The sequence below is a fragment of the Sphingomonas sp. NIBR02145 genome (assembly GCF_027359115.1).
GTDB classification, from domain to species: Bacteria; Pseudomonadota; Alphaproteobacteria; order Sphingomonadales; family Sphingomonadaceae; genus Sphingomonas; species Sphingomonas kyeonggiensis_A.
Map to the genome: position 1 here is coordinate 3448854 of NZ_CP114791.1, position 19958 is coordinate 3468811.

General features: G+C 67.6%; 20 protein-coding genes. 13 read left to right on the top strand and 7 right to left on the bottom strand.

The window, feature by feature from the left end; translation table 11 throughout:
* Positions 1-26: 26 nt before the first annotated feature.
* Positions 27-689 carry an MBL fold metallo-hydrolase gene (locus O3305_RS15570; protein ID WP_269573359.1) on the bottom strand — a complete coding sequence of 221 codons (663 nt, stop codon included), beginning with the start codon at positions 687-689 and terminating at the stop codon, positions 27-29.
* Between the two features lie 80 nt (positions 690-769).
* Between O3305_RS15570 and pabB the strand changes: the two genes are divergently transcribed.
* The 4 genes from pabB to O3305_RS15590 are packed head-to-tail and all read left to right on the top strand — an operon-like array spanning position 770 to position 4935.
* On the top strand, positions 770-2527 hold the full coding sequence (pabB, locus tag O3305_RS15575) for an aminodeoxychorismate synthase component I (RefSeq protein ID WP_269573360.1): 1758 nt from the start codon (positions 770-772) through the stop codon (positions 2525-2527).
* 50 nt (positions 2528-2577) lie between these two features.
* Positions 2578-3777, top strand: coding sequence for a pyridoxal phosphate-dependent aminotransferase (locus tag O3305_RS15580; protein WP_269573361.1), 1200 nt, complete (start codon positions 2578-2580; stop codon positions 3775-3777).
* A 26-nt stretch (positions 3778-3803) separates the two neighbouring features.
* Positions 3804-4469, top strand: coding sequence for a peptide-methionine (S)-S-oxide reductase MsrA (gene msrA, locus O3305_RS15585; protein WP_269576533.1), 666 nt, complete (start codon positions 3804-3806; stop codon positions 4467-4469).
* Position 4470: 1 nt separating this feature from the next.
* Positions 4471-4935 carry a HEAT repeat domain-containing protein gene (locus tag O3305_RS15590; RefSeq protein WP_269573362.1) on the top strand — a complete coding sequence of 155 codons (465 nt, stop codon included), beginning with the start codon at positions 4471-4473 and terminating at the stop codon, positions 4933-4935.
* On the opposite strand, the gene O3305_RS15595 is transcribed toward O3305_RS15590, so the two are convergent.
* Both O3305_RS15595 and mgtE read right to left on the bottom strand, forming a co-directional pair.
* Positions 4932-5330 carry a DUF1489 family protein gene (locus tag O3305_RS15595; protein ID WP_269573363.1) on the bottom strand — a complete coding sequence of 133 codons (399 nt, stop codon included), beginning with the start codon at positions 5328-5330 and terminating at the stop codon, positions 4932-4934. The two genes, O3305_RS15590 and O3305_RS15595, sit on opposite strands and share 4 nt — an antisense overlap.
* Positions 5331-5361: 31 nt before the next feature.
* Positions 5362-6765 carry a magnesium transporter gene (gene mgtE / locus O3305_RS15600; RefSeq protein WP_269573364.1) on the bottom strand — a complete coding sequence of 468 codons (1404 nt, stop codon included), beginning with the start codon at positions 6763-6765 and terminating at the stop codon, positions 5362-5364.
* A gap of 137 nt (positions 6766-6902) precedes the next feature.
* Between mgtE and O3305_RS15605 the strand changes: the two genes are divergently transcribed.
* Positions 6903-7334, top strand: coding sequence for a peptidylprolyl isomerase (locus O3305_RS15605; RefSeq protein WP_221416155.1), 432 nt, complete (start codon positions 6903-6905; stop codon positions 7332-7334).
* 42 nt (positions 7335-7376) lie between these two features.
* Here O3305_RS15605 and O3305_RS15610 read toward each other — a convergent pair whose 3' ends face one another.
* Positions 7377-8276 carry a LysR substrate-binding domain-containing protein gene (locus O3305_RS15610; protein ID WP_184163206.1) on the bottom strand — a complete coding sequence of 300 codons (900 nt, stop codon included), beginning with the start codon at positions 8274-8276 and terminating at the stop codon, positions 7377-7379.
* Positions 8277-8627: 351 nt separating this feature from the next.
* Here O3305_RS15610 and O3305_RS15615 point away from each other — a divergent pair, with 351 nt between their 5' ends.
* The gene (locus O3305_RS15615; RefSeq protein WP_269573365.1) at positions 8628-10922 is read left to right on the top strand and encodes a CDC48 family AAA ATPase; all 2295 of its coding nucleotides are present in this window, start codon (positions 8628-8630) and stop codon (positions 10920-10922) included.
* A 144-nt stretch (positions 10923-11066) separates the two neighbouring features.
* Here the strand turns inward: O3305_RS15615 and O3305_RS15620 are convergent, their stop codons facing one another.
* A complete protein-coding gene (locus O3305_RS15620) occupies positions 11067-12302 on the bottom strand; it encodes an MFS transporter (RefSeq protein ID WP_269576534.1) in 1236 nt (411 codons plus the stop codon).
* Positions 12303-12346: 44 nt separating this feature from the next.
* Complete coding sequence (locus tag O3305_RS15625; protein WP_269573366.1) at positions 12347-12670, bottom strand: antibiotic biosynthesis monooxygenase family protein; 324 nt, start codon at positions 12668-12670, stop codon at positions 12347-12349.
* A 265-nt stretch (positions 12671-12935) separates the two neighbouring features.
* On the opposite strand from O3305_RS15625, the gene O3305_RS15630 reads away from it, so the two are divergent.
* Positions 12936-13685, top strand: coding sequence for a sulfite exporter TauE/SafE family protein (locus tag O3305_RS15630; protein ID WP_269573367.1), 750 nt, complete (start codon positions 12936-12938; stop codon positions 13683-13685).
* Positions 13686-13716: 31 nt separating this feature from the next.
* Here the strand turns inward: O3305_RS15630 and O3305_RS15635 are convergent, their stop codons facing one another.
* The gene (locus O3305_RS15635) at positions 13717-14652 is read right to left on the bottom strand and encodes a ribose-phosphate pyrophosphokinase (protein ID WP_184163198.1); all 936 of its coding nucleotides are present in this window, start codon (positions 14650-14652) and stop codon (positions 13717-13719) included.
* A 128-nt stretch (positions 14653-14780) separates the two neighbouring features.
* Here O3305_RS15635 and gltX point away from each other — a divergent pair, with 128 nt between their 5' ends.
* The 6 genes from gltX to ribB all read left to right on the top strand — a co-directional run bounded on the left by gltX (position 14781) and on the right by ribB (position 19957).
* Positions 14781-16106: a glutamate--tRNA ligase gene (gene gltX, locus O3305_RS15640; protein WP_269573368.1), complete on the top strand. Its 1326-nt coding sequence runs from the start codon at positions 14781-14783 to the stop codon at positions 16104-16106.
* Positions 16107-16191: 85 nt separating this feature from the next.
* Positions 16192-16869: an energy transducer TonB gene (locus tag O3305_RS15645; protein ID WP_269573369.1), complete on the top strand. Its 678-nt coding sequence runs from the start codon at positions 16192-16194 to the stop codon at positions 16867-16869.
* Between the two features lie 65 nt (positions 16870-16934).
* Positions 16935-17282 carry a hypothetical protein gene (locus O3305_RS15650; protein ID WP_184163191.1) on the top strand — a complete coding sequence of 116 codons (348 nt, stop codon included), beginning with the start codon at positions 16935-16937 and terminating at the stop codon, positions 17280-17282.
* Between the two features lie 14 nt (positions 17283-17296).
* Entirely contained in the window at positions 17297-18226 is a 930-nt protein-coding gene (ribD, locus tag O3305_RS15655) for a bifunctional diaminohydroxyphosphoribosylaminopyrimidine deaminase/5-amino-6-(5-phosphoribosylamino)uracil reductase RibD (RefSeq protein WP_269573370.1), read from the top strand.
* Positions 18226-18834, top strand: coding sequence for a riboflavin synthase (locus tag O3305_RS15660; RefSeq protein WP_269573371.1), 609 nt, complete (start codon positions 18226-18228; stop codon positions 18832-18834). Before ribD ends, O3305_RS15660 begins: the two co-directional genes overlap by 1 nt.
* Entirely contained in the window at positions 18821-19957 is a 1137-nt protein-coding gene (gene ribB, locus O3305_RS15665) for a 3,4-dihydroxy-2-butanone-4-phosphate synthase (protein ID WP_269573372.1), read from the top strand. Before O3305_RS15660 ends, ribB begins: the two co-directional genes overlap by 14 nt.
* Position 19958 lies beyond the last annotated feature (1 nt).

Genomic DNA, 19958 nt, shown 5'->3' on the forward strand with positions numbered 1-19958 from the left:
CGTTCAGGGTGACGAAGGATTTTGGATCACCCTCGTGCCAGCACCGAATCGGCCACGAACGGATTCGTCTTTCGTTCGTGCCCGAAATTGCTCAGCGGCCCGTGGCCGGGGACGAAGGTGGTGTCGTCCCCCAGCGGCCACAGCCGCTGCACGATCGCGTCGAGCAGGTCCTGGTGGTTGCCCAGCGGGAAGTCGGTGCGACCGATCGATCCCTGGAACAGCACGTCGCCCACCGTCGCGAACTTCGATTCGGGGTGGTGGAACACGACATGGCCCGGCGTGTGGCCGGGACAGTGATAGACGTCGAGGGTCAGGTTGCCGACCGTCACCTGGTCGCCCTGCTCCAGCCAGCGGTCCGGCTCGAACACGGTGCCGCGGATGCCGTATTTCCGGCCATCCTCGTCGAGCCGCGCGATCCAGAAGCGGTCGGCCTCGTGCGGCCCTTCCAGCGGCACGCCCAGTTCCTTGGCGAACTCGCCGGCGGCGCCGCAATGATCGATATGGCCGTGCGTGACGAGGATCTTCTCGATCGTCACCCCCGCCTGCTTCGCCGCCGCGCGCAGCTTGTCCAGGTCGCCGCCCGGATCGACGAATGCGCCGCGCATCGTCTCGGTGCACCACAGGAGCGTGCAATTCTGCTGGAGCGGGGTGACCGGGATCACCGCGGCGCGCATCGGGGGATTTGCCATGGCGCGGAGATAGGCCGCGGTGCCCCGCGCCGCAACACGGGCTTGCCGTCGGTGCGAAGCGGCTGCATGCGGGGCACGGCATGACCCTGCCCGATACTCCTTTCGTCCTGCTCGACGATGCCCGGCCCGGTGGCGCCGGCGCCCGGCTGTTCCACACGCCGCAGGGCGCGGTGCGCGCCGATTCGCCGGAGGAGGTGAAGCGCGCCTTCCAGCAGATGCAGCTCTGGTTCGATCACGGCTTCCATCTCGCCGGCTTCTGTTCCTACGAAGCCTCGCCGGGGATCGAGCCGCACGCCCGGGTCCAGCGCGGCGAAGGGCCGTGCATGTGGTTCGGCATCTTCCCGCATGCCGAGCGCGTCGATGCCGAAGCTTTGCTTCCCGATCCGGCGGGTGCCTGGGCCGGTGCGCCGGTGCCGCGGATCTCCGCCGCCGCCTATCGCGGCCAGTTCGACCGCGTCGCCGACTATATCCAGGCGGGCGACATCTATCAGGCCAACCTCACCTTCCGCGCCGATGTGCCCTTCGCCGGCCACCCGGCCGCGCTCTACGCGCTGATCCGCCGCCGCGCCGCCGCCGGGCACAGCGCGCTGGTCTTCACCGGCAGCGAGTGGGTGCTGTCCTTCTCGCCCGAGCTGTTCTTCGAGTATAATGAGGACAGGGACGGCATCACCGTGCGCCCGATGAAGGGCACCGCGCGGCGCGGCGCGACTCCGGCCGAGGACGATGCGATCGCCGCCGCGCTGGCCGCCGATCCCAAGCAGCGCGCCGAGAATCTGATGATCGTCGATCTGATGCGCAACGATCTCACGCGCCTCGCCCAGCCGGGCACGGTGAAGGTGCCGTCGCTGTTCCAGGTCGAGCGCTACCCGACCGTCCACCAGATGGTCTCCACCGTCACCGCCTATCCCTCGGGCGATGCCGGGCCGGTCGAGGTGCTGGCGGGGCTCTTCCCCTGTGGCTCGGTCACCGGCGCGCCCAAGCTGCGCGCGATGCAGGTGATCGCCGAGGTCGAGCAGGGGCCGCGCGGCATCTATACCGGGGCGATCGGCGCGATCGCGTCGGATGGCGACGCCAGTTTCAACGTGGCTATCCGCACATTGACGATAGATCAGGGGGCGACAAGCGCGGTGCTGGGGTTAGGATCGGGCGTGGTCGCTGATTCGAACGCCCTTGAGGAATGGGACGAGTGCCTCGCCAAGGGCGCCTTCGTCACGGCCGGCGAACAGCCCTTCGACCTGATCGAGACGATGCGATTCGATCCGCTTGCCGGGCTGGTGCTGCTCGAGCGGCATCTGGCGCGGATGAAGGCGAGCGCCCGCGTCTTCGGTTTCGAGTTCGACCGGCACGAGGCGCGCAACGAGCTGCAGGCGGCGACCTTCCGCCTGCGCGCGCCGGCGCGGGTGCGGCTGCTGCTCGCGCCGTCGGGCGCCATCGCGATCGGCATCGCGCCGCTGCCCGAAGCGCCCGCCACCCCGGTGCAGGTGGCGATTCAGCCCCGCAAAGTCGCGCGGGACGACTTCCGCCTGGCCCACAAGACCAGCCGCCGCGGCTTCTATGACGATGCGCGGCGCGAATCCGGTGCCTGGGAAGTGGTGTTCACCGACGACCAGGGCTTCCTGACCGAGGGCAGCTTCACCTCGATCTTCGTCGAGCGCGGCGACATGCTGGTCACCCCGCCGCTCGCCCGCGGCCTGCTGCCGGGGGTGCTGCGCGCCGAGCTGATCGAGAGCGGCCGCGCGGTCGAGGGGGATCTCACCCCGGCCGATCTCCAGGGCGGCTTCTATGTCGGTAATGCGCTGCGCGGATTGGTTTCAGCCGTAACGGTTGCGAAAGCCTAGAACGCGGTCCTATAGGCCCGGCGTCTCCCCTCCCGGAAAAGGCGCCATTCATGCAGACCTCGGCCGCGCTCAATCGTATCCAGCCCTCCGCCACGCTCGCGATGACGAGCAAGGTGTTCGAGCTGAAGCGCCAGGGGATCGACGTGATTGGCCTCGGCGCCGGCGAGCCCGATTTCGATACGCCCGATTTCGTCAAGGAAGCCGCGATCGAAGCGATCCGCGCGGGCAAGACCAAATATACCAATGTCGACGGCACGCCGGAGCTGAAGCAGGCGATCGTCGCCAAGTTCGCCCGCGACAACGGCCTCGCCTATGCCGAGAACCAGATCAGCGTGAACTCGGGCGGCAAGCACACCCTGTTCAACGCCTTCTGCGCGACGATTGACGCGGGCGACGAAGTCGTGATCCCGGCGCCCTATTGGGTCAGCTATCCCGACGTGGTCGAGTTCGCCGGCGGCAAGCCGGTCTTCATCTCGGCCGGCGCCGAGCAGGGCTACAAGATCAAGCCCGAGCAGCTCGATGCGGCGATCACCGCCAAGACCAAGTGGGTGGTGCTCAACTCGCCGTCGAACCCGACCGGCGCTGCCTATAGCGCCGCCGAGCTGCGTGCGATCGGCGAGGTGCTCGAGCGGCACCCGCATGTGCTGATCTATGCCGACGACATGTATGAGCACATCCTCTACGACGGCTTCGAATTCGCCACGATCGCGCAGGTCTGCCCGTCGCTCTACGATCGCACGCTCACGGCAAATGGTGTTTCCAAGGCCTATGCGATGACCGGCTGGCGCATCGGCTATGCGGGCGGCCCGGCATGGCTGATCAAGGCCATGGGCAAGCTCCAGTCCCAGTCGACCTCCAACCCGTGCAGCATTTCGCAGGCGGCTTCGGTCGCGGCGCTGAACGGGGATCAGAGCTTCCTCAAGGACCGCGTCGCCGCCTTCCAGGGCCGCCGCGATCTCGTCGTTTCGATGCTCAACCAGATCAACGGCATGACCTGCCCGCGTCCGGAAGGCGCCTTCTACGTCTATCCCGAGTTCAGCCAGCTGATCGGCAAGACCACGCCCAAGGGCCAGGTGATCACCACCGACGAGGAAATGGTCGGCTATCTGCTCACCGAGGCGCGGGTCGCGGCGGTGCACGGCGCGGCCTTCGGCTTCTCGCCGGCGTTGCGGATCAGCTACGCGACGTCGGACGCGCTGCTCACCGAGGCGTGCGGCCGAATCCAGGAAGCGTGCGCGGCCTTGCGCTGAGGGCGAACAAGCCCGACATTGCGGTCATGCTGAAATGGTCGCTTCCCGCTGCCGCGCTCCTTGGAGCCGCGCTGTTCGTTGCCCCTGCGCTATCGACGGCGGGCGTTGTCGAGCGTGCCGTTCCCGTGCCGGTCCCCACGCTCGACGTGAAGCCGAGCAAGGGCGAGCAGGTCGCGGTGCTGGCGGGCGGCTGCTTCTGGGGCATGGAAGCGGTCTTCCAGTCGGTGAAGGGCGTCCATTCGGTGACCAACGGCTATGCCGGCGGTACCGCGCAGACCGCCACCTATCGCCAGGTATCGACCGAGCGTACCGGCCATGCCGAGGCGGTGCGTATCGCCTATGATCCGCGCAAGGTCAGCTACGGCACGCTGCTGCGCGTCTATTTCTCGGTGGCGCACGATCCGACCCAGCTCAACCGCCAGGGCCCGGATCGCGGCCCCAGCTATCGCTCGGCGATCTTCCCGCAGGACGAGGACCAGCGCCGCGTCGCCGCCGCCTATATCGACCAGCTGACCAAGGCCAAGTCCTTCGCCCGGCCGATCGTCACGAAGCTGGAGACGGGCACTTTCTATCCGGCCGAAGCCTATCACCAGGACTTCTTCTGGCGGAACCCGACGCACCCTTACATCGTGCGCTGGGACAAGCCGAAAGTGGCGGCGTTCCGCAACGCCTATCCGCTGCTGGTGAACTGAGATGGCGAAGGGCGAGCGCTACGAGCCTTCGTCCGCCCTGCTCAAGGCGATCCTCGCCGAGGAGCAGGCGCTTGCCGACGATGCCAATCTCGAACAGGTCATCGCACTGACCCGCGATGACGATGCATCGAACCGCGACTGGGCGACCATGCTGCTCGCCCAGGAGGAGATCGATACGCCGGCCGTTCGCGAGGCGCTGTTCCGCGCTGCGTCGGACGAGGAGGATGTGATTCGCGGAGAGGCCATGCTCGGCCTCGCGATCCGCGATCCCGAGATCGCCCTGCCGTTGGTGCAGGAGGCGCTCGGCGGGGAAAGCGTGTGCGCGCCGATGCTCGAGGCCGCGCTGCTGTGCGCGCACCCCTCGCTGATCGGGGATCTCCGCATATGGGCGGAGCCTTCGGACATGCCGCTTCTGGACGACCTCGCCGGCGAAGCGCTCGCCGCCTGCGAGAAGATCACGAACTAGATCAGCCCCAGCCCCGCCAGCTGGCCCATCAGTGCCGGCGGAAGTTCCTCCATCCCTGCCCCGGCCTCGCCCAGGTCGGGTGGCGCGTCCGTCCCTTCGAGATAGCGCCAGCCCTGGTGCGCACGCTTGGGGCGGTTGGCGACCAGGATCAGCCGCGGTTCCATCAGGATTGCGGTACGCCCGCCTTCGGCTTCGCCGAACCCGACGATCGGGGTGCGGCCGACCAGCTGGTGCTTGAGGATCCAGAACAGCGATCCCTCGCCGCCGATCTCCTCGTGGCGCTTGGGCAGGTAGCGGGTGGTCAGCCCCCAGACGTCGCCGCGCGAAGCGAGGCGCTGGGCGAGATAGTCTACGGAGTCGCAGCCAAAGGCGACCTTGGTCAGATGGAGTGGCACGGCGCTAATCTGGGCGTTCGGCCCGCCCCAATCAACCGACCAGCCCGCTCGCGCTGGCCAGGCCCAGGAAGGCGAGGAACCCCATCGAGTCGGTGGTCATTGTCACGAAGATCGAGCTGGCCACCGCGGGATCGGCCTTGAGCCGGTCGAGCGTGACCGGGACGACCACGCCGGCAAGTCCCGCGATGAAGATGTTGGTCATCATCGCCGCCGCGATCACCCCGCCCAGCGCCGCATGGTGATAGAACAGCCCCACCGCTGTGCCGATCACACAGGCAACGGTCACGCCGTTGAGCAGCGCGATCGAGATCTCGCGCTGGATCGCGCGCAGCGTGTTCGACTGGGTCAGCTGGTTGGTGGCGAGTGCGCGCACCGTCACCGCCATGGTCTGGGTGCCGGCATTGCCGCCGACGCCGGCGACGATCGGCATCAGCGCCGCCAGCGCGACCATCTTCTGGATCGTGCCTTCGAACAGGCTGATGATCGTCGCAGCCACCAGCGCGGTGAGCAGGTTGGTCAGCAGCCAGCGGACGCGGCCCTTGTACGAGTCGATCACCGGCTCGTTGATGTCGCCTTCGCCGGCGCCGGAGAGCAGCAACGCGTCCTCGCCGGCTTCCTCGGAGATGATGTGGACGATGTCGTCCACCGTGATCATGCCGACCAGGCGGCCGCTCGGATCGACCACGGCGGCGGAGATCAGCGCGTATTTCTGGAAGCGCAGCGCCACTTCTTCCTGGTCCATGTCGACCGGGATCAGCGTCTGCTCGCGCTTCATCACATCGCCCATCGAGACGACGCGCGGCGTGCGCAGCACCCAGGAGAGCTGGCAGGTGCCGACCGGCTTGTGGCCCGGGTCGACCACGAAGATCTCCCAGAAATCGGTGGTGAGGTCCTCGTTCTTGCGGAGATAGTCGAGGACGTCGCCCACGCTCCAATGCTCGGGCACCGCGATCAGCTCGCGCTGCATCAGGCGGCCGGCGGATTCCTCCGGATAGGAGAGCGCTTCCTCGATCGCGGCGCGGTCGTCGGGGTCCAGCGCGCGCAGCACCTCGCGCTGGTCCTCGACATCCATGTCCTCGATGATCGCGACGGCATCGTCGGTATCGAGCTCGGCCGCGATGTCGGCGACCTGGGTGGCGGTGAGCGACTCGACCAGCGCTTCGCGGACCCAGTCGTTCATCTCGGCCAGCACGTCGCCGTCGATCAGGTCGGCAATGGCGGCGACGAGCGCGGGGCGTTCCTCGGACGGCGCAAGCTCGACCAGGTCGGCGATGTCGGCGGGGTGGAGCGGCTCGGCCAGTTCGTGCGCGCGCGCGGCATCGCCGTCATGGACCGCGTCGAGCACCGCATCGACGAACTCGGGGCGCAGCCGATCATCCTCGTCGAGCTGGGGCTCGGGCGCGCTGTTGTCCGCCTGAAGTTCGGTCTCGCTCACGGTTCGACCTCCCTTGTTCGCCCCTCCTTCGCCGCTGCCATTGCCGGCCGTGATTTGCAAGTCGCCCCGCGCGCTACTAGGTGCAGTGCAAATCCTTCTCAGGAGTAATCTGCGTGTCCGAACCCACCAAGCTCGTCATGACCCTCGATACCGGCGACGTGCACATCCAGCTGCGTCCCGATCTCGCTCCCAAGCATGTCGAGCGCATCGCTACCCTTGCCGACGAAGGCTTCTATGACGGCGTGATCTTCCACCGCGTGATCGACGGCTTCATGGCGCAGGGCGGCGATCCCACCGGCACCGGCATGAGCGGCTCGAAGCTGCCCAACCTGCCCGCCGAGTTCAGCCGCGAGCCGCATGTCCGCGGCGTCTGCTCGATGGCGCGCACGATGGATCCGAACAGCGCCAACTCGCAGTTCTTCATCTGCCTCGACGACGCGACCTTCCTCGACGGCCAGTACACCGTCTGGGGTGTGGTCACCGAGGGCATGGAGCATGTCGATGCGCTTCCCAAGGGCGAGCCGCCGCGCGAGCCGGGCAAGATCGTCAAGGCCCGTACCGAGGCCTGATCGAACGAAGAGCCCCTCCCGATCCGGAGGGGCTTTTTGTATCTAGGCGACGCGATCGGCTTCGAGCACGTCGATCAGCCAGTCGTGGAACAGCTTCACCGGCCGCGTGGTCAGCGCGCGCGGGCGGCAGACGAACCAGTAGCTGTAATCGCTCTCCACGGTCAGGTCGAAGAGCTGGACCAGCCGGTCGTCGCGCGCCGCCTCGAAATGCGATTCGAGCATGAAGGCGACGCCCAGGCCCTGCGCGGCCGCCTCGAGCATCAGCGTGCCCGAATCGAAATGGTCGATCGCGGCCGGCTCGATTTCCTGCTCCGAGAGCCCCGCCGCCGCGCGCCATGCCGTGAACGTATCCGCCATGTCGCGGTGGACCAGCGCGGTCAGCTTCGACAATTGCTCCGGCCGGGTGATCGGGTCGGCCCCTTCCAGCAGCGACCGCGCGCCGATCACATAGACGCGGTTGCGGTCGAGCCGCTTGGCGTAGAGCGTCGGGTCGATGTCGCGCGCCACCACGATCGCCGCGTCGAGCCCGTCGCCCAGCCGCGCCACCGCATGGCCGCCGGTGTCGACGTCGAGGTGCAGCTCGGGATGCTTGCGCTTGAGGTCGCCCATGTGCGGCATCAGCCGCTGGGTCGCGAACAGCGGCAACAGGCCGAGGCGCAGGCGCAGCAGCTCGGTGCCGCTGGTCATCGTCTCCACCGCATCGGCCATGGTATCGAGCGCCGGGGCAATCATGCCGAGCAGCCGGTCGCCGTCGTCGTTGAGCTTGAGCGCCTGGTGGCGCCGCTCGAACAGCGGCTTGCCGATGAAGCGCTCGAGCGCCTGGACGCGGCGGCTCAGTGCCGGCGAGGAAAGCGCCAGCTCCTCGGCGGCAGCCTTGATCGATCCCAGTCGCGCGACCTGCACAAACGCCTCGATTGCCGTCAGGGGAGGAAGTCGTCGCATCTCGCTCTCTTTTTGTTGCGCTGCGTCATTATCCTTGGCGTGGGTTTTGCTCCACGCCAATGCCCTTTTGGGTGTTAGCCATATATCACCTTTGTTATCACCGATTGCAAGTTGTGCACGCGTTAATGTTTCTTTTCGCACTTGCACAAAAACCGGCCGCACTGCACAAAGCACGTGCCTTTCAGGCATCCTCTCCTAAAACTTTCCCGGCCGGTCCTCGAGATCGGCCTTTTTTTTGGCCGCGCGATTCGCGCCGGGCTATGCCCGGTGCCGGGCGCTGCCGCCTCCGCCGTTGCGGCGGCGAAATCCGCACCCCATGTTCCCCGCACAACGCCTGCGGAGAACAGAAACATGGCGGACGAAGAAGCGCAGCCGATCAAGCTGCAAGTTGCCAATGCCCGGCCCGAGGACAGCGGCCGTGGCCTCGCGCATCTGCCGCGCGCCCTGATGGCGCGGCTCGGCCTCACCGAAGGCGATGTGATCGAGATCGTCGGCAAGCGCGCCACCCCGGCGCTTGCCGTGCTGCCCTATGCCGAGGACGAGGGCCTCGAGATCCTGCGCATCGACGGCCTCCAGCGCGCCAATGCCGGTGTCGGCTCGGGCGATTTCGTCGAGGTGCGCAAGGCGGTGTCCAAGCCCGCGACTCGCGTGGTGTTCGCGCCTGCCCAGCAGAATCTCCGCCTCCAGGGCAGCGGCGAGGCGCTCAAGCGCGTCTTCTTCCAGCGCCCGCTGGCCCAGGGCGATGTCGTCAACACGAACGCCCAGCAGCGCGCGGACATCCCGCCCCAGGTCGCCCAGTTCCTCCGCGCGCCCGCCTATGCGCTGCAGGAGATTCGCCTCAACGTCGTCTCGGCCAGCCCCAAGGGCATCGTCCATATCGACGAGAATACCGATGTCGAGCTGCGCCCCGAATATGAGGAGGTCGGCGGCGACGGCCGCCGCGCCGACGTCACCTATGACGATATCGGCGGCATGGCCGGCACGATCGACCAGCTCCGCGAGATGGTCGAGCTTCCCTTGCGCTATCCCGAGCTCTTCCAGCGCCTGGGCGTCGATCCGCCCAAGGGCGTGCTCCTCCATGGCCCGCCCGGCACCGGCAAGACGCGGCTCGCCCGCGCCGTCGCCAACGAGTCGGACGCGCAGTTCTTCCTGATCAACGGGCCCGAGATCATGGGCTCGGCCTATGGCGAATCGGAGGGGCGCCTGCGCCAGATCTTCGAGGAAGCGGCCAAGGCGGCGCCGTCGATCGTCTTCATCGACGAGATCGATTCGATCGCGCCCAAGCGCGGCCAGGTTTCGGGCGAGGCGGAGAAGCGCCTCGTCGCCCAGCTGCTCACGCTGATGGACGGGCTCGAGGCGCGCGCCAACATCGTCGTCATCGCCGCGACCAATCGCCCCGATGCGATCGACGAGGCGCTGCGCCGGCCGGGCCGGTTCGACCGCGAGATCGTCGTCGGCGTGCCGGACGAGCGGGGCCGCCGCGAGATTCTCGGCATCCACACCCGCGGCATGCCGCTCGGCGACAAGGTCGATCTCGGCGAGCTCGCCCGCACCACCTTCGGCTTTGTCGGCGCCGACCTGTCGGCGCTCGCCCGCGAGGCGGCGATTGAGGCGGTGCGCCGGATCATGCCGAAGCTCGACCTAGAGAAGGGCACGATTCCGCCCGAGGTGCTCGATACCCTTGCCGTCACCCGCGAGGACTTCCTCGAGGCGCTCAAGCGCGTCCAGCCTTCGGCGATGCGCGAAGTGATGGTCGAGGCGCCGCGCGTCCGCTGGGAGGATGTCGGCGGGCTCGACGATGCCCAGATGCGGCTCAAGGAAGGCGTCGAGCTGCCCTTGAGGGATCCCGACGCGTTCCGCCGCCTCGGCATCCGCCCGGCCAAGGGCTTCCTGCTCTATGGCCCTCCGGGTACCGGCAAGACCCTGCTCGCCAAGGCCGTCGCGCGCGAGGCGGAGGCGAACTTCATCGCCACCAAGTCGAGCGACCTGCTCAGCAAATGGTATGGCGAATCGGAGCAGCAGATTGCGCGCCTGTTCGCCCGTGCCCGCCAGGTCGCGCCCTGCGTGATCTTCATCGACGAACTCGATTCGCTGGTGCCGGCGCGTGGCGGCGGCCTGGGCGAGCCCCAGGCGACCGAGCGCGTGGTCAATACGATTCTGTCCGAGATGGACGGGCTCGAGGAGCTGCAGTCTGTGGTGGTGATCGGGGCGACCAACCGGCCGAACCTGATCGACCCGGCGCTGCTGCGTCCCGGACGGTTCGACGAGCTGATCTATGTCGGCGTGCCCGATGCTGCCGGACGGGAAAGGATCCTGCGCATCCAGACCGAGAAGATGCCGCTCGCCGGCGACGTCGATCTCAAGGCGATCGCCGAGCAGACCGAGCGCTATACCGGTGCTGATCTGGAGGATGTGGTCCGCCGCGCCGGCCTGGTCGCGCTGCGCCAGTCGCTCCAGACCAAGGAAGTGACGCAGGCGCATTTCGACGAGGCACTCGCCGATTCGCGCGCCACGGTCACGCCCGAGATGGAGAATGAGTACCAGGCGATGTCGGGCCGGCTGAAGCAGCAGGCCTCGGCGATCCAGCCGCTGGGGTTCATCGCTCCCGGCATGCTCCAGGGCCGCGGCCCGAAGGGTGCGGACTGACCCCTATCGCTCCCCTCCCTGCAAGGGAGGGGCTGGGGGTGGGTGGAGTGCTCGCGTTCCGGAATGGCCTGGCGATGCGGCATCCGTATTGCCAGGCCTCTACCCACCCCTCGATCCCCTCCCTGGAAGGGAGGGGAGGCGCGTTCATGCCCGCCGCGTCGCCACCCAGGCATAGACCAGCAGGCACCCCAGCGCCCCCGCCGCGGTCAGGTACGGCAGCGGCCGCCACACCTCGTATAGCCCCACCCCGATCGATGGCCCGAGCACGAACGCCGCGCCGTTCACCGATGTGACCTTGCCCGCCACCGATCCCTGCGATTCCGCCCCCACCCCCAGCGAGGCGCCAGCGGTGAATCCCGGCCGGGCGAAGCCCATCCCCAGCGAGATCAGCGCATAGCCCATCGCGATGCCGTACAGCGTCGTCGCGGTGCCGGTCGCCACGCAGCCGAGCAGCCCCAGCGCGGCACCCGTCAGGATCAGCGCGCGCGGGCGCAGGTCGAGCATCGGGATCAGTCCCCATTGCGCGAGCAGCGACGCGCCGGCGCCGATCATCAGCACCAGCCCGGTCGGGTGCAGCGCTTCCACCGGGGGCAATTGCATCCGGTCGATCACCAGGAAGCCGATCGCCTGGCCGGTCATCGCCTGGGCATGGCCGATGATCAGGCCCGCGATGATCCAGGCGCGGATGCGCGGATCGAAATAGCGGACATTCTCGCTGGTCTCCTCGGCGGTGGCGGCGGTCACCGTGGCGCCGGTGCCTTGCCCGCCGATCGAGGGATAGGAGATCGCGGCGCCATGGGCATGGCCCTCGTCCTTGGGCAGGCCCCGGGCGGCGGCGATCCAGATCACCGCGCCGATCGCGCTGGCGGCAAAGGCGGGGCCGGCGAGCCCTATCAAGGGTCCTCCCGGCCAGAGATGCCCCATCACAAGATAGGGTGCGATCGCCGGGCCCAGGATCGTGCCGAGTCCGAAGGCGGAGGCGAGCAGGGTCAGCGCCTGGGTCCGCTCCTCGCGGCTGGTCCGCCCGGCGACGATCGCCTGCACCGCCGGCGGCGCCGCCGATCCGAAGGTCCCGTAGATCACCCGTCCGGCGACAAAGGCGATGAAGGTCGCCACCGGCCCCAGCCAGCCATTGATCCCCAGCGCCAGGCATAGCCCGCACAGGCCCAGCGACACGGTGAAGCCGGCGATGCCGATCAGCACCATCAGGCGGCGGCCATGCCGGTCGGACCGGTTGGCCCAGAAGGGGGCGGAGATCACCCAGAGCAGGGCGGAGACCGAGAAGACCGCGGCGACGGCGCTGTCGGGCGCATGGAGCGAACGGCCGAGCGCCGGCAGCACCGATTGCAGCGCGGTATTGCCCGCCGCGATGACGAGCATGACGGTGAACAGCAGCCCGAAGGTGCCGTCGACCCGCCGGAACTTCACGGCCGCTGCCAGCTATAGCTGCGCCCGATCTCGGCGACATGGAGCATGTACCAGCTATACCAGCGCCCGCGCCCGGCCTCGCGCGTCTCGGCATGTTCGGGATGCTGGCGCCAGGCCATGGCGCTGGCTTCGTCGGCCCAATAGCTGAGCGTGATCGCCTGGGCCTGGTCGTTGCCGACATGATCGACGCCGCGATAGCCCGGCTGCTGCGCCGCCAGCGCATCCATCCGCGCCGCGGCCTCCGCATAGCCCGCCGGGTCCGTGCCGGTGCGCTCGGAAATGAACATGACGACGGTTTGCCCGCTGCGATCCTCTGCCATGGACCCTGCCCCTAACCTAACCGTCACCCCGGCGAAAGCCGGGGTCTCAGGCGAAGGCGCATGACGCCGCCCCGCGCCAACCTCCGATGGCGCCGAAGGGCAGCGCTACCCGCAATTCCCCGTCACCCTGGACTTGTTTCAGGGTCCAACTATCCACGAACGATATCCCTCGCGGCGCCTTGGATGCTGAAACAAGTTCAGCATGACGAAGGAGGATCGCAGCGCCCACTTTCGCTTGCCGGCATTTGTCCGTAGCGCCTGCGCCATGATTACCGATTGGCATTTCTACGCGCTCGCCGTGCCGGCGGTGATCCTGCTCGGGCTCAGCAAGGGCGGGTTCGCCGGCATGGGCGCCCTCTCCTTGCCCCTGCTCGCCTTCGCGATCGATCCGGTCCGCGCCGCCGCGATCACCCTGCCGATCCTGATCGCGCAGGATGTGGTCGGTGTCTGGGCGTTCCGCCGCACCGTCGATTGGAAACTGCTCGGCTGGATGCTGCCCGGCTCGATGCTCGGCATCGCGCTCGGCTACTGGTTCGCAGCCAGCGTTCCCTCGGCGGCGGTGATGGCGATGGTCGGGGCGATCTCGATCCTGTTCGGCGCCTATCGGCTCTGGGCCGCCCGCAACGCGACGCCGAAGGACACTGCCCGCTGGCCGGACTGGATCGGATCGCTGTTCGGAATCGCCTCGGGCTTCACCAGCCAGATCGCCCATGCCGGCCAGCCGCCCTTCCAGCTCTGGGTGCTGCCGCGCAACCTGCCGCGCGACGTGCTTGTCGGCACCACCGCGATCTTCTTCGCCGCGACCAACTGGATCAAGGTGCCGGCCTATCTCGCGCTCGGCCAGTTCACCCGGGCCAACCTCATGACCTCGGCCGCGCTGCTGCCGCTCGCGCTCGTCTCCACCGTCGCCGGCGTCTGGCTGGTGCGCAAGGTCGATGCGGCGCGCTTCTACACCGCGATCTATGTGCTGATGATCGGCGTCGGCATCGCTCTCGTCGCCGAGGCGATCCGCTGAACTCCCCTCCCTTCCAGGGAGGGGAAGCAGATCAGTCGAACAGGCTGGAGACCGAGCTCTCGTCCGCGATGCGCTTGACCGCTTCGGCAAGCAGCGGCGCGATCGTCAGGTGGCGGATCTTGCTGCTCTCGGCGATCACGGCGTGGTTGCCGATCGAGTCGGTGATGACCAGCTCGGCCAGCGCCGAACCATCGACCCGGGCGACGGCACCGCCCGAAAGCACGCCGTGCGTGCAATAGGCGACCACGTCCTCGGCGCCCGCCGCCTTGAGCGCGGCGGCGGCGTTGCACAGCGTACCCGCCGAATCGACGATGTCGTCGATCAGGATGCAGAAGCGCCCTTCGACATTGCCGATGATGTTCATCACTTCCGATTCGCCCGGGCGCTCGCGGCGCTTGTCGACGATGGCGAGCGGAGCGTTCTCCAGCCGCTTGGCCAGCGCGCGGGCGCGGACCACGCCGCCCACGTCGGGGGAGACCACCATCCACTTCTTGTCGGGGAAGCGGCTGTGGATGTCGGCGCTCATCACCGGTGCGGCGAAGAGATTGTCGGTCGGAATGTCGAAGAAGCCCTGGATCTGCCCGGCATGCAGGTCGACCGAGAGGACACGGTCGGCGCCGGCGGTGGTCACCAGGTTGGCGACCAGCTTGGCCGAGATCGGGGTGCGCGGACCCGGCTTACGGTCCTGGCGGGCATAGCCGAAATAGGGGAGCACCGCGGTGATGCGCTTGGCCGATGCGCGCTTCAGCGCATCGATCATGATCAGCATCTCCATCAGGTTGTCGTTCGCCGGATAGCTGGTCGACTGGAGCACGAAGACGTCCTCGCCGCGGACATTCTCGAGGATCTCGACGAAGATCTCCTCATCCGCGAAGCGGCGGACATTCGCCTGGGTCAGCGGAATCTCGAGATACTCGGCGATCGCCTTGGCGAGCGGCGCGTTCGAATTGCCGGCCAACAATTTCATCGAAAATCTCCAGCGTGTCCCGTTGCGCCCCTTTGTCAGCCGATTCCCGGCGGGGCAAGACGGGGAAGTGCTTATACACGGCTAATGCATCGGTGGCGTGGCTTTCACGGCACGGCTAAGGGCAGCACATGACCGTCACCACCCGCTTCGCGCCGAGCCCCACCGGCACGCTCCATGTCGGCAATATCCGCACCGCGCTCCACAACTGGATGTTCGCGAAGCGGCATGGCGGGCGGTTCCTGCTGCGGATCGACGATACCGATGGCGAGCGCTCGGAGGAGCGCTTCGTCGCGGCGATTCGCGCTGATCTCGCCTGGCTGGGGCTGCATCCCGATGGCGAGGAACGCCAGTCGGCCCGGTTCGATCGCTACGAGGCGCGGCTGGCCGAGCTGGCGGCCGCGGGGCGGGTCTATCCGGCGTACGAGACGGCGCAGGAGCTGGAGCTCAAGCGCAAGGTGCTGCTCGGGCGCGGCCTGCCGCCGGTCTATGACCGCGCTGCGCTGGCGCTGAGCGATGCGGACAAGGCGAAGCTGGAGGCCGAGGGCGTCCGCCCGCACTGGCGCTTCAAGCTCGACCATGACGCCATGATCGAGTGGGACGACATGGTCCGCGGCCCGCAGCGCTTCGATCCGAAGACGATGAGCGATCCGGTGGTGCGCCGCGCCGACGGCAGCTGGCTCTATCTGCTCCCCTCGGTGATCGACGATATCGACATGGGCATCAGCCATGTCGTGCGGGGCGAGGATCATGTCTCGAATACCGCGACCCAGCTCCAGATGTTCGCCGCGCTCGGTGCCGAGCCGCCCCGCTTTGCCCATGAGGCCCTGCTCACCGGCAGCGAAGGCAAGCTCTCCAAACGGCTCGGTTCGCTCGGGTTGGATCATTTCCGCGGAGCAGGGATCGAATCCCAGGCCCTGCGCGCCCTGCTAGCCAGACTCGGCACCAGCGATCCCGTCGAGCCCTTTGTCGATTCGGCGCCGCTGGTCGAAAGCTTCGACTTCGCCCGGTTCGGCCGCGCGCCCGCGCGGTTCGACGAGGAGGAACTGGCCCAGCTCAACGCCCGCATCGTCCACCAGCTCGGCTATGCAGCCGTGCAGGATCGCCTGCCCGCCGGCATGAGCGAAGCAGGCTGGGACGCGATCCGCCCCAACCTCTCCACTGTCGCCGAAGCCGCCGACTGGTGGCAGGTGGTCGAAGGCCCGGTGCATGCCGAGATCGCCGAGGAGGACCGCGCCTTCCTCGCCCAGGCCGCCGGGATCGCCACCGGGCTCGACTGGGCAGACCCCTGGCCGGCGCTCACCGGCGCGCTCAAGGAAGCGACCGGCCGCAAGGGCCGCGCGCTGTTCCTCCCCCTGCGCCTCGCCCTTACCGGCCGCGAGCATGGCCCGGACATGGCGGCTTTGCTCCCGCTGATCGGCAAGGATGCTGCCCTGGAGCGCCTGCGCGGCACATGATCGCAAAAACATTTGCACGCAAAATGTAATGTTGTATCATCACTGGAGTCGGCTCAGTCCGGCAATGGAGATGGAGTGCAACGCCATGTACGCTGAAACTCGCTACCGGCCCCAGCAATCGCGCACCGTCAGTATCGGGGCGTCGCTGCTCTTCAGCGGGGCGATCATCATCGGGATGATCTATTCCTCGCCCAACTTCGTCCGGATCATCAGGGACACCACCCTCACCACCTATCCGGTCGAGGAGCGGCTGCCGCCGCCGGTCGAGAAACCCAAGGAACAGCCCAAGCCCGATCCCAAGCCGGCAATGCAGCCGCCCGTCACTGCGCCCGATCCGGTCATCAAGACCATGCCCACCGACAACAGGATCGAAACCACGCCGGATATCCCGTCGGTCACACCGGACAACAGCAAGCCGGTCGAAACTGGCCCGGTGTTCAAGCCGGAACCGCGCGTCGAGCCCGCGGTGCTGCCTTTGGTCGGCGCGCGCCGTGACCCGCGCTACGCCGAGGACTTCCAGCCCGCCTATCCCGCCTCCGAACTGCGTGCCCAGCGCGACGGACGCGTCTCGGTCCGGGTGCTGGTCGGCGCCGATGGTCGAGTGAAATCGGTCGAGCAGGTCAGTGCCACCAGCGCCGCCTTCTTCGACGCGACCAGGCGCCAGGCACTGTCCAAATGGCGCTTCAAGCCGGCGACGCGCGGCGGCGTCGCGGAGGAAAGCTGGATGACGCTCAGCGTCACCTTCGAGATCAAGGACCAGTAACGGGACGTTCTTGATAGCGCGGGGGCTGGCTCTCGGGCCCCCGCGCTCCTATCTTCGGCACCAAGATGGACTACCTCAAGAGATTCAACCCGCTGCTCGCCTTTGGCGATTTCAGGCGCTGGCTTGCCACCCGCAAGACCTATGAGCTGTGGTTCATGATGCTCGCCATGGTGGTCACGCTGGTGATCCTCTACATGTTCGTGAAGGATTCGGCCGTCGAGGCGCCCTACAAGCGCGACATCATCTATGTGCAGCAATGGCGCCTCGATCGCAGCGACGCCGATATCAAGGCGCAGCAGGCCAAGGACCTGCCCGAGGAGCTGAAGCGCAAGGCCGAATATGAGGCGGCGCAGAAGAAGCGTCAGGCCGAATTCAAGAAATATGACGATTGGCTGACCCAGCACGGCTTCTGAGCGACACGCGCTGGATGGGGGCTGCGCTCGCGCTGGCGGAGCGGGGCAGGGGGCGGACTGCGCCCAATCCCAATGTCGGCTGCGTGATCGTGCGCGATGGAATCGCCGTCGGACGCGGCTGGACCCAACCCGGCGGCCGGCCGCATGCCGAAGCGATGGCACTGGCGCAGGCCTGCAAGAAGTCGCGCGGCGCAACTGCCTACGTCACGCTCGAACCCTGCGCGCATGAGTCGGTGCGCGGACCGGCATGCTCCAACCTGCTGGCCGCTGCCGACGTCGCCCGCGTGGTAATCGCACTCGGCGATCCAGATCCACGCACCAATGGGGCAGGGACCGCCCGCCTGCGTGCCGCCGGAATCGAAGTGACCGAAGGCGTCCGCACCGAAGAGGCGCGGCGTTCGATGGCCGGTTTCCTCACCCGGCTGGAGCGGGGGCGCCCGTTCGTCACGCTCAAGCTCGCCACCTCGCTCGACGGCCGCATCGCGCTTGCTTCGGGCGAGAGCAAATGGATCACCGGTGAACAGGCGCGGGCGCATACCCATCTCGAGCGTGCCCGGCACGAGGCGATCCTGGTCGGCCGGCGGACGATGGAGATCGACACCCCCCGGCTCGACGTCCGCCTGCCCGGCCTCGAGGATCGTTCGCCGCGCAGGCTGGTGCTTTCTGCTGCCGGTGAACTGAAATCCCCGGCGGACATTGCGAAGCTGGAGGGCATCAACCATCTGTTCGTCGAGGGCGGGGCCGAGACCGCAGCGTCCTTCCTGCGCGCCGACCTGGTCGATCGGCTGCTGCTCTACCGCGCGCCGATCCTGATCGGCGGCGACGGGCGGCCGGCGCTTGGGGATATTGGTCTCACCCGGCTGGGCGATGCCCAGGATCGCTGGCGGCTGGTAGAAAGCCGCATGCTTGGCAAGGACAGGATGGAGGCCTACGAGCGCGCCTGATGTTTACTGGAATCGTCACCGATATCGGCACCGTCGAGGCAACCGAGAAGCAGGGCGACCTGCATGTCCGCGTCTCCACCGCCTATGAAACCGGGGGCATCGATCTCGGTGCGTCCATCTCCTGCTCGGGCGTCTGCCTGACCGTGGTCGACAAGGGCCCTGCCTGGGTCGCGTTCGACGTGTCGGGCGAGACGATCAGCCGCACGGCCGAGGGCATGTGGACCTCGGGCCGCAAGCTCAACCTGGAGCGCGCGCTCAAGCTCGGCGACGAGCTGGGCGGCCATATCGTCACCGGCCATGTCGATGGCATCGGCACGGTCAAGTCGATCGAGGAGATCGGCGGCTCGCATCACATCGTGATCGCCGCCGGCCCCGAGCTCGCGCCTTATGTGGCGCCCAAGGGCTCGATCACCGTCGATGGCGTCTCGCTCACCGTCAATGCGGTGCGCGACACCGATGCAGGCGTCGAGTTCGACCTCAACATCATTCCGCACACCGCCGCCGTTACCACGTTCGGCGCACTTGAAGCAGGGCAGGCCGTCAATCTCGAGATCGACGTGCTCGCCCGTTACCTGCAGCGCATGGAGGCGCTCCGTGGCAAAGCCTGAACTCGCCCGCCTGAAGCATGGTTTCCTCTCCTCGCCCGAGGAGCTGATCGACGAGGCCCGTAACGGCCGCATGGTTATCCTCGTCGATGACGAGGACCGTGAGAATGAGGGCGACCTCGTCATCCCCGCCCAGATGGCGACGCCCGACGCGGTCAATTTCATGGCGCGCTTCGGCCGTGGCCTGATCTGCCTGGCGCTTACCGCCGAGCGCGGCCGGCAGCTTCAGCTGGAGCCGATGGCACGCATCAACGGCACCCCGCTGGGCACCGCCTTCACTGTCTCGATCGAGGCGAAGGAAGGCATCTCGACCGGCATCTCCGCCGCCGATCGTGCGCGCACCGTCGCGGTGGCGATCGATGCGACCAACGGTCCGGATGCGATCACCTCGCCCGGCCATGTCTTCCCGCTGATCGCCAAGGACGGCGGCGTCCTTGTCCGCACTGGCCATACCGAGGCTGCGGTCGATCTGGCGCGGCTTGCTGGGCTCAATCCGTCGGGTGTGATCTGCGAGATCATGAAGGACGACGGCACCATGGCCCGTCTCGACGATCTCATCGCCTTCGCCCAGTTCCACAATCTCAAGCTCGGCACGATCCGCGACCTGATCGCCTATCGCCGCCGCCACGACCATCTCGTCGAGAAGCGTGCCGAGACGCGGTTCGAGAGCGAGTGGGGCGGCGAGTGGACCGCGCTGACTTTCTGGAACAAGGCAACCGAGAGCGAGCAGGTCGCGCTGGTCAAGGGCAAGATCGATCCCGCCAAGCCCACGCTCGTCCGCATGCACGCGCTGTCGCCCTTCTCCGACATCTTCGGCGAGGGCGGTGCGCGCGGCGGTCTGCTGCGCCGGTCGATGGAGCTCATTGCCGAGGAGGGCTCTGGCGTGGTCGTGGTGATCAACAAGCCGCGCCCCGATCAGTTCACCGTCGCGCTCCAGGCACGCGCCGGCACGCTCGAGGAAAAGGACATGGACGAGCTGCGCGACTATGGCGTCGGCGCGACGATCCTCACCGAACTCGGCGTGCAGGACATGGTCCTGCTCACCAATACGCACCACACGCTCGTGGGACTCGACGGCTATGGCCTGTCGATCGTCGGCGAGCGTCCCATCGATACCGGAGAATGAC